At 67.0% G+C, this 8,193-nt stretch carries 4 protein-coding genes; 3 read left to right on the forward strand and 1 reads right to left on the reverse strand.

Features of this window, described 5'->3' with window-relative positions; translation table 11 throughout:
- Window positions 1-89: 89 nt before the first annotated feature.
- From PU704_RS17410 to PU704_RS17420, 3 genes are all read left to right on the forward strand, one after another.
- Window positions 90-2,249 carry a bifunctional copper resistance protein CopD/cytochrome c oxidase assembly protein gene (locus PU704_RS17410; RefSeq protein ID WP_277552141.1) on the forward strand — a complete coding sequence of 720 codons (2,160 nt, stop codon included), beginning with the start codon at window positions 90-92 and terminating at the stop codon, window positions 2,247-2,249.
- 536 nt (window positions 2,250-2,785) lie between these two features.
- Window positions 2,786-3,220 (forward strand): integrase core domain-containing protein, encoded by a 435-nt coding sequence (locus PU704_RS20090; protein ID WP_053005133.1) that lies wholly within the window; start codon window positions 2,786-2,788, stop codon window positions 3,218-3,220.
- Window positions 3,221-3,882: 662 nt separating this feature from the next.
- Window positions 3,883-6,156 carry a bifunctional polysaccharide deacetylase/glycosyltransferase family 2 protein gene (locus tag PU704_RS17420; RefSeq protein ID WP_047804880.1) on the forward strand — a complete coding sequence of 758 codons (2,274 nt, stop codon included), beginning with the start codon at window positions 3,883-3,885 and terminating at the stop codon, window positions 6,154-6,156.
- Window positions 6,157-6,201: 45 nt separating this feature from the next.
- Here PU704_RS17420 and PU704_RS17425 read toward each other — a convergent pair whose 3' ends face one another.
- Window positions 6,202-7,188, reverse strand: coding sequence for a chitinase (locus PU704_RS17425; RefSeq protein WP_053005131.1), 987 nt, complete (start codon window positions 7,186-7,188; stop codon window positions 6,202-6,204).
- Window positions 7,189-8,193: the final 1,005 nt, after the last annotated feature.

An 8,193-nucleotide genomic window follows, 5' to 3' on the forward strand; every position in this document is an offset into this window, starting at 1 on the left:
ATCACGGGTGGCCCGGCCGGGGTACCCCGCCAGGGGAGAATGGACGCAACCCGTCGCGTCATCCAGAGGCAGGTGAAGGAGATCAGCTCATGAGTATGAGAACGCCCGAGCACACCGGGCAGGCGCGCACCGGGCAGGCGAAGCCTGGTAGTCACAGGGTGAGGCCGGGGCAGCTCGCTGCTGCCTTGGTGGTGGCCTTGGCGGTGTTGATTCTGGCGATGCTCTACAGCGGCTCGGGGGCCGCTCGTCTGGCGGCTGACCCGGGGGCGCTGGTGCGCTGGGGTCTGCCCGTGGTCGAGGTGGTGCACAACAGTGCCCTGGTCGTGGTGCTGGGTTCCCTGCTCTTCGCTCTGGGCGTCGTACCAAAAACCCGTGGTGGGTTCCGCCGCCGCACAGACGGGCGGAACGGGGGCCAGGAAGCGGAGCACCCCTTGTTCACGGCCACCATGGGTCTGGCCGAGGTGGCGTCGGTGGTGTGGACGGTGGCTGCCGTCGTGGTGCTGGTGCTGTCCTACTCCGATGTGGCGGGGGTGCCGGTGGGCGGGGACGAGGCCTACGCGCAGCAGCTGCTGTACTACGCCACGGATCTTTCCCTGGGGCAGTCTCAGGCGGCGACCGTGGTGGCCGCTGCCGTGGTCACCACCCTGGTCTTCGGCGTCCGGGCCCTGATGGGGCTGTTGCTCACCTTCGTGTTGGCGTGCACGGCCCTGGTGGCGATGGCCCTCACCGGTCACGCTGCCGGGGGCGCGGACCACATGGGGGCGGTGAACTCCTTGGGCCTGCACCTGCTGGGCGTGTGCCTGTGGACCGGTGGGCTGGTGGTGCTCGCCTGGCTCTCTCCGCAGCTGAGCGGGTCTGACGCGGGCACCGGCACGCTGCCCGCGGGGGCCGGCCGCGGCGCCGGCGTCCGGGGCCAGGTGCCGATGGCCGCGGTGGTGCTGCGCCGCTTCTCGGTGGTCGCCTTCGGGGCCTTCTTGTTGGTGTTCCTCTCCGGGAGCATCAATGCGGCGGTGCGCATCGGCTCCTGGGAGCAGCTGTTCAGCCCTTACGGGCAGTTGGTGCTCCTCAAGGCCGCCCTGACCCTGGGGCTGGGCCTGGCGGGGATGGCCCACCGCCGCTGGTTGATCCCCGGTGTGGAGGCCGGCCGTCTCACCGCCCGGCGCGCGGTGTGGCAGCTGGTGGCCGGGGAGGTGCTGGTGATGGGCGCGGTCATGGGCGTGGCCGTGGCCCTGTCGCGCACCGCCCCACCGGTGCCCGAGGAGATCGCCCCGGATGCCACCCCGGCCGAGATCCTCACCTGGTACCCGCTGCCTCCCGAGCCCACCGCCGCCTCCTGGTTCACCACCTGGCGGGTGGATCCGCTGTGGCTGGCGGTGGTGGCCTTCCTCGCCGCCGTCTACCTGTGGGCGTTCGTACAGGTCCGCCGCCGCGGGGACTCCTGGTCGGTGCTGCGCAGCCTCTCCTGGCTGACCGGGCTGGCGGTGCTGTTCTACGTCACCTCCGGCGGGGTGGCCGTCTACGGCCTGGTGCTGTTCTCCGCACACATGGTGGAGCACATGATGTTGACGATGGTGGTGCCGATCTTCCTGGTCCTGGGTGCGCCAGTGACGCTGGTACTCAAGGCGCTGGAGCCCCGGCAGGACGGTTCCCGCGGGCCGCGCGAGTGGATCCTGGCCCTGGTGCACTCCACGTTCTCCAAGATCGTGACGCACCCGATCTTCGCCGCGGTGAACTTCGCCGCCTCGATCGTGATCTTCTACTTCACCCCACTGTTCGGGTTCACCCTGCAGTACCACGTGGGGCACGTGTTCATGATCACCCACTTCTTGATCACCGGGTACCTGTTCATGCTCGTGCTGATCGGCACCGACCCGATCCCCTACCGTCCCGGCCACATGATGCGCCTGATTCTGCTGCTGGCCACAATGGTCTACCACGCCTTCGTCGGGGTGGCCCTAATGGGCTCGGACACCCTGCTGCAAGCATGGTGGTTCGCGAACATGGGCCGTGATTGGGGCCGTAGTCCGATCGAGGACCAGCAGTTCGGCGGGGCGCTGATGTGGGGGATCGGGGAGTTCCCCACCGTCGTCGTCGCCGTGGTCGTGGCAATCATGTGGGCGATCGAAGGCAAGAAGGAGAACCGTCGGGTCGACCGAGCGGCGGATCGCACCGATGATGCCGAGCTCAAGGCCTACAACGCGATGATGGCCGGCCTCGCAGAGCGGGACGAGCCCACGAGGCGCCCCTGAGCATCCGGATTTCCCCACCCCCGTACCCCCTGAGCGGAAACGCAGCAGAGCCGCGCAGAAGACAGGCACCACCCATTCGCCAGTGATGCACCCACCGGAGCACGGACCCAGCCCGTCGTTGACCCGTCGTCGACACCGGGGCTGCGGAAATTTTCAGGATGTTTGAGGCCAGCGGGTGTCAGGCGGCGGCTGGTTCTGCGGCCGGTGGTCGGTTGATCCAGGCGTCGGTGGGTTCACCCTGACCTCGAGTGGCGGCTCACGCAGATCTGCCGTTGATCTGATTCGTCCACATTCCTGGCGGCGGGGACCGGAAGTGAGGCAAGAAGGGCGCACCCCTCGGCGAAGAGGATCGGCGCGCCCTTAGCCGAGGAGCACTCCACCGCGCAGTCTGCGGTGCGTGCAGGGTGGTTGTCCCCGACTCTTGACGTTGCCCTTGAGCGGGAGCAATTCCGCTCTGGACCCTTGCCCGATCCATCCCGGGAATACGCCAAGCTTGCCCCTCGATTTTACTTCTCGTTCCAGCTGGCAAGCCAGGCATGTCCCCTCACCGCTGGGCCAAGTGGTGGTGCCCGAACGACTACTACTCAGAAGCGGCGTTCAAGACGCTGAAGTACCGTCCCGACTTCCCCGACGCGTTCGGCTCCCTCGAGGACGCCCGGGCATTCTGCGCGGCCTTCTACCGCTGGTACAACACCGAGCACCGCCATTCCGGGATCGGGATGCACACCCCCTACGACGTCCACCACGGCCGGGCCGGCGCCGTGCGAGCAGCGCGCCCAGTGTCCCTGTCCCAGGCCTACGCGGCCACCCCGGAGAGGTTTGACCGCAAGCACACCGAGCCCCCTGAGCCTGCCCGGGACCGCCTGGATCAACCGACCCGAACCGAACACAGCAATCCAACCGACGAGATGAATCAAAAGGTTGGCAGATTCCGTGGCGAATGGCCCCCGAAGGAGACAAGAGGCTGGTAGCGCCTCAGATACCGGCTACGCCGAGGCGCTCTGTGAGCTGGACGCGGGGTCACCGCCTCTCGGGTTCTGGACCCCCCCCCTTCGAGGAGGGTGTGGAGAAGGTGTCTGTGGACTTCACCCAGCCCACCGAAGGCTTCTACTTCCAGGAGAGCAACCTCGACCTGCCCCTGGCCCGGCCACTGCCGTATGCGCTGCTGTCATGGTGGGCGGGGACCCGGAGAGTGGGTCGACCACGCATGGGGTGTCGGGGACTTTGCGGATTCGGACCCGGACCGCTGTCACGCATCTGCATAATCCTTGACTTTTGTGTCACCACATCGGCGGACAGATCTATCCGGTCCTGTCCCCCGATCCGGTGATGTTCTCAAAACATCAATTACACGGTAGTACATATCTCCTCTGCAAGATTCCGCTTTAGCAATCACATACTAATGCTTTTCGATGTATTTGGTGTGCATTCATACATATTCGCACTTGTGACACGATCCGTTGGACCTGGCACGCTGATCCCGTCGGGCCGTCCGGGGGGACGAGCCGATCGATTCGTCGGGGGACGAATCGCCGTCCGGGGGAATGAGTTTGCTGTGCGCCACAGGTGGGACGATCAGGATTTTCCGCGCCGTCGACAAGTCGACCGCTCGGGCAGCACCGCGGCGCCGCCGGTGTTCTACGACCCCAGCGGCAAGCGATGGTACCGCATCCTGGCCACCTTGATGGTGCTGCTCGTCCTCGTCGTCGGTATGGTGTCCTGGGTCCTGCCTCAGGCACTGGCTCAGCCCTGGGACCAGCCGCTGAACCAGGACCCCGGTTATCCGCGCGAGTTGATCGCCACCGGGGACACGGAGGACATCCCGTTGCTCGGGGACGCGTCGAATCCGTTCTCGCGGATCGGCCTGATCGAGGAGCTCGACGGGCAAACCGTGCTGGCGGATCCGTTCAGCGACGAGGTCCTCCGCACGCTCAGTGAGGAGGAAGCCCAGCTCGTCGGCGACCGCCCGTACGCCATGGAGCGGTTCGGTGAGATTCCCGACCGCCAGCTGATCATCACTTTCGACGACGGCCCCGATGCCGAGTTCACCTCCGAGATCCTCGACGTGCTCTCCGCCGAGGGGGTGCCGGCCACGTTCTTCACCGTCGGGACCAACGTGGTGAAGAACCCCGAGCTCTTCGAGCGCGTAATCCGTGAGGGGCACATGGTGGGCAATCACACCATGACCCACTTCACCTCGTGGGAGGACGGTTTCCGCAACCGTGAGGAGCTCATCGGCACCGACCGGGCCATGCGTTCCGTCGGTGGCTACGCGACTCCGTTGTTCCGTCTTCCGACCGGTGACCCGGACAACAAGGCCCTGCCCGTGCTGGAGGCCCAGCAGATGGGTTATCTGCACGTGGACTTCAACCTCGACACCCGGGACTGGGCCTACAGCCCCGGGCAGGACATCGATCTGCCCGCGCTCGACGGCGAGGGCCGCGTCGTGCTCATGCACGACGGCGGCGGGGACCGCACCGCCACCGTGGCCGCGCTCAAGGAGCTGATCACCGAGGCCAAGGCCGCCGGTTACACCTTCTCCACTTTCGCCCCCATCGTCCCCGAGGGCTACCTGCCGGTGGCCGGCACCGAACCTGCCCTGGCCGACGACGCCACCGCCTTCGCCCTGACCACCCTCATGGTCACTCCGGACGTGGTCATGGGCTGGCTCTTCTGGTTCGGCATCGGGTCTCTGACCTTAATGTCCGCCCTCTACGTGGTGCTGGCGCTGATCGGCCACCGCCGCCAGAAGCACCGGGTGTGGCGGGACATCCCCGAGGCCGACCTGCCCCTGGTTTCGGTGATCCTGCCCGTGTTCAACGAAGAACCCGTGGTCGAGCGCACCCTGGCCGCCCTGGCCGCAAGCGACTACCCGAACCTCGAAGTCATCGCTGTCGACGACGGCTCCACCGACAACACCCTGGCGATCATGCGCGACTACGCCGCACGATGGCCGGCGCTGCGGGTGCTCACCCAGCCCAACGGTGGCAAGTCCATCGCCTCCAACCACGGCATCATGGCCGCCCGGGGAGAGATCGTGGTGACCCTCGACGGGGACACGCTCTTCGAACCCCAGACCGTCCGGATGTTCGCCCGCCACTTCTACGACCAGGACACCAAGCACCCGGTCGGGGCCGTGGCCGGGCACGTGAAGGTCGGCAACCGCCGCGGAATCCTCACCATGTGGCAGTCCCTGGAGTACATCTCCGGGATCTGCGTGACCCGCATGGGCGAAGGCGTGGCCGGGGCGATCTCCATCGTCCCCGGCGCCTGCGCGGCCTGGCGCAAAGACGCCCTGCAGGCCGCCGGCGGCTACTCCCACGACACTCTCGCCGAGGACGCCGACCTCACCATGACCCTGCAAAAGCTGGGCTGGGCCGTGATCCAGGAGAATCAGGCCGTGGCCTGGACCGAAGCCCCGATGACCGTGCGCGGGCTGGCCAAGCAGCGGCTGCGCTGGACCTACGGCAACCTCCAGGCCCTGTGGAAGCACGCCGGGATGCTGTTCAACCCCCGCTACGGCTTCCTCGGCATGGTCGCCCTGCCCTACACCATGCTCGCCACCCTCATCCCGCTGGTCTTCCTGCCCCTGACCGTGCTCATGGCCGGCATCAACATCGCCGCCGGCAACTGGCAGCCCATCGCCGCCTTCGCCGGATTCGTGCTGGCCATCCACGCCATCATCTGCGTCATCGCCATCCGCATGGTCGGCGAGTCCTGGACCCATCTGCTGGTCGTGCCCGTCTACCGGATCATCTACGAGCCCCTGCGCGCCTACCTCCTCTACGCCTCCCTGCTCCAGGCGCTCAAGGGCAAGATGATCGGCTGGTATAAGCCCGAACGCACCAACAGCGTGCTGGACATCGAGTCGGTGTCGAACCGCAGCGCGGACGCGCAGCGCATCTGAGCCCGCCACGCGCGGGTCGCCGCTACTCGCTGTCCGGTGATCCGGCTATTCGTCGAAGCCTTCGCCGAGGACCCGGGTGAACTCCCCGGTCTCCTGCTCGAGTCCGCTGCAGAAGTCGTTGGCCTCGGCCGGGTCGCCGTCCTCGGGGTCGCAGGACCGGTCTCGGTTCAAAGACCAGTAGGAGATCCGCCCCACGCCCTGGTCCCGGGCGAAGCGGTTGAGTTCGGCCGCCGCCTCCAAATCGACGACCTCCCCGGGGGCGTCGTTGACCCCGATCATCGGGGTCAGGCCGATGCGGTGCCACACCTGCTCCGCGGAGAGGTTGTGGCCCGCCGCCTCCCACAGCGCGGTGAGCTGGCCGTGCGCGGATCGGGCCGCCTCCTGCGAGGCCGCCACCATGGACTGCCCCGCAGGCTTGCTCTCGCTGTAGTTCATGGTCATCAGGTTGACCCCGGCGAGATTCACCTCGGCCGCGAGCAGCTGCGCCACGACCTCCACCGGGTCCTCGTCCAGACCGTGCGGTGCCACCGGCAGCGTGACCCACACCTCCAGGGGCTCGTCCCGCTCCTCCTGCAGCCGCGCCAGGACCTCGGCCCGCCGCTGATTGGCCTCCTGGTCCTCGAGGTCGTCCATCTCGATGTCGAAGTCCACGATGCTCGCGTCGTAGCGCTCGAGCACCGCCCGGTACGCCGTGAGCAGCCGGTCCGGATCGGTGCAGGCGGTGGCCAGCTCGTTGCCGGCCGCACCGCCGAAGGAGACCACCACGTCGCCGCCGGCCTCCCGCAGCCCCGCGATCTGCTGCTCCATCCGCAGGGTCTCCTGCGCCTCGTCGAGCCCGTAGTAGCCGCCCCAGGACGGGGAGCAAGGATCCTCGGGATCGGCCACCACGAACCCCAGCACCGTATGGGACTGCCCCGCGGCTTCCGTCCCGAAGTCGAAGTACGGGTAGGACGTGGCGTTGACGTAGCCACCGAACCACGGATCGTGCTGGGCACCGCAGCCGGTCAGGGCCAGGCCTGCGGCGCCGAGCAACCCCAGAGTCAGCCTGCGCCGCAGACCCCGCCCCGAACAGCCCCCCGCGGGGCGGCGAAAAGCTGCGCCGTCATCGTTCATGTCGCGGAGCGGATCAGCGTGCAACTGACGGAGGCTGGTGACCGTGGGCCTTGGATCCTCTGTCGGCGGCATTCGAAGGGTGCCCGTCCGCCGAAGGCTCCGTGGGGCCCTCGGTGGTAATAGCAGTAGCCCTCCCACTCCGAGAGCTTCTCGGTGAACAGTTGTGTGTCGTCAATGACCCGGCCCACGAGCAGTTGATAGAACCCCTCGGAGTCGATTCGGTAAGAACGTCCCAACCTCCCGTTGAGCAGGGGTGCGCGGGGTTTGGTGTACCCATGGCCGGTGGCCTCGTCGAGGATGTGCCAGTGCAGCGCCGAGCCGAGCTTCTCACCATTGGAGGTCTGGACACGATCCACGGCGAAGGACGGCTGGGCCAGAACGTAGTCGATGAACTGGATGACGGTCTCCTGGTCGTTGCGCGGATAGGCAGGTAAGGCCCGCAGGCGGGTGCAGTCGTCGATGGCGATGTACGGGTATTACTTTTTGGCCTGTCCGGCCCGATCAGCGGCTCGATGAACTTCACGTCCATTCGCAGTTGCTGGCCGGGGCGCCGTTTCGCGTAGCGCTTCCACCGGGTGGTGTCTGTGCGCTTGTAGCGTCGAGAGGCCAGCAGACGGCTGATGCCGGCCTTGTGCAGTAACCACCAGACTCCGGAGGCGCTGAAGGTCACGTCGTGGTAGCGCAGCAGATACATCACGATCTTTTCCGGGTCGAAATGGTACTACGGGCGCAGCCACAGGATCTTCTCCGCGACTTCCACCGAGGTGGCGGTGGGCATGTGGTGTGGTGCGCTGGAACGGTCCCCTAACTGTGATGTCCAGGGAGGTTGTCCCGCCGCAAGGCGGTGAGTCGGGCTGACACGGGAAGGCCTCCGGTAGTGAAGTGGAGCTGTCTAGTTCACCGCTTCACCCACCGGAGGCCTTC

The sequence above is a fragment of the Kocuria oceani genome, from assembly GCF_029524215.1.
Taxonomy (GTDB): domain Bacteria; phylum Actinomycetota; class Actinomycetes; order Actinomycetales; family Micrococcaceae; genus Kocuria; species Kocuria oceani.

Coding starts and splice junctions, on each gene's coding strand:
- PU704_RS17410 (WP_277552141.1), top strand. CDS start 90: ATGAGTATGAGAACGCCCGAGCACACCGGGCAGGCGCGCACCGGGCAG.
- PU704_RS20090 (WP_053005133.1), top strand. CDS start 2,786: ATGTCCCCTCACCGCTGGGCCAAGTGGTGGTGCCCGAACGACTACTAC.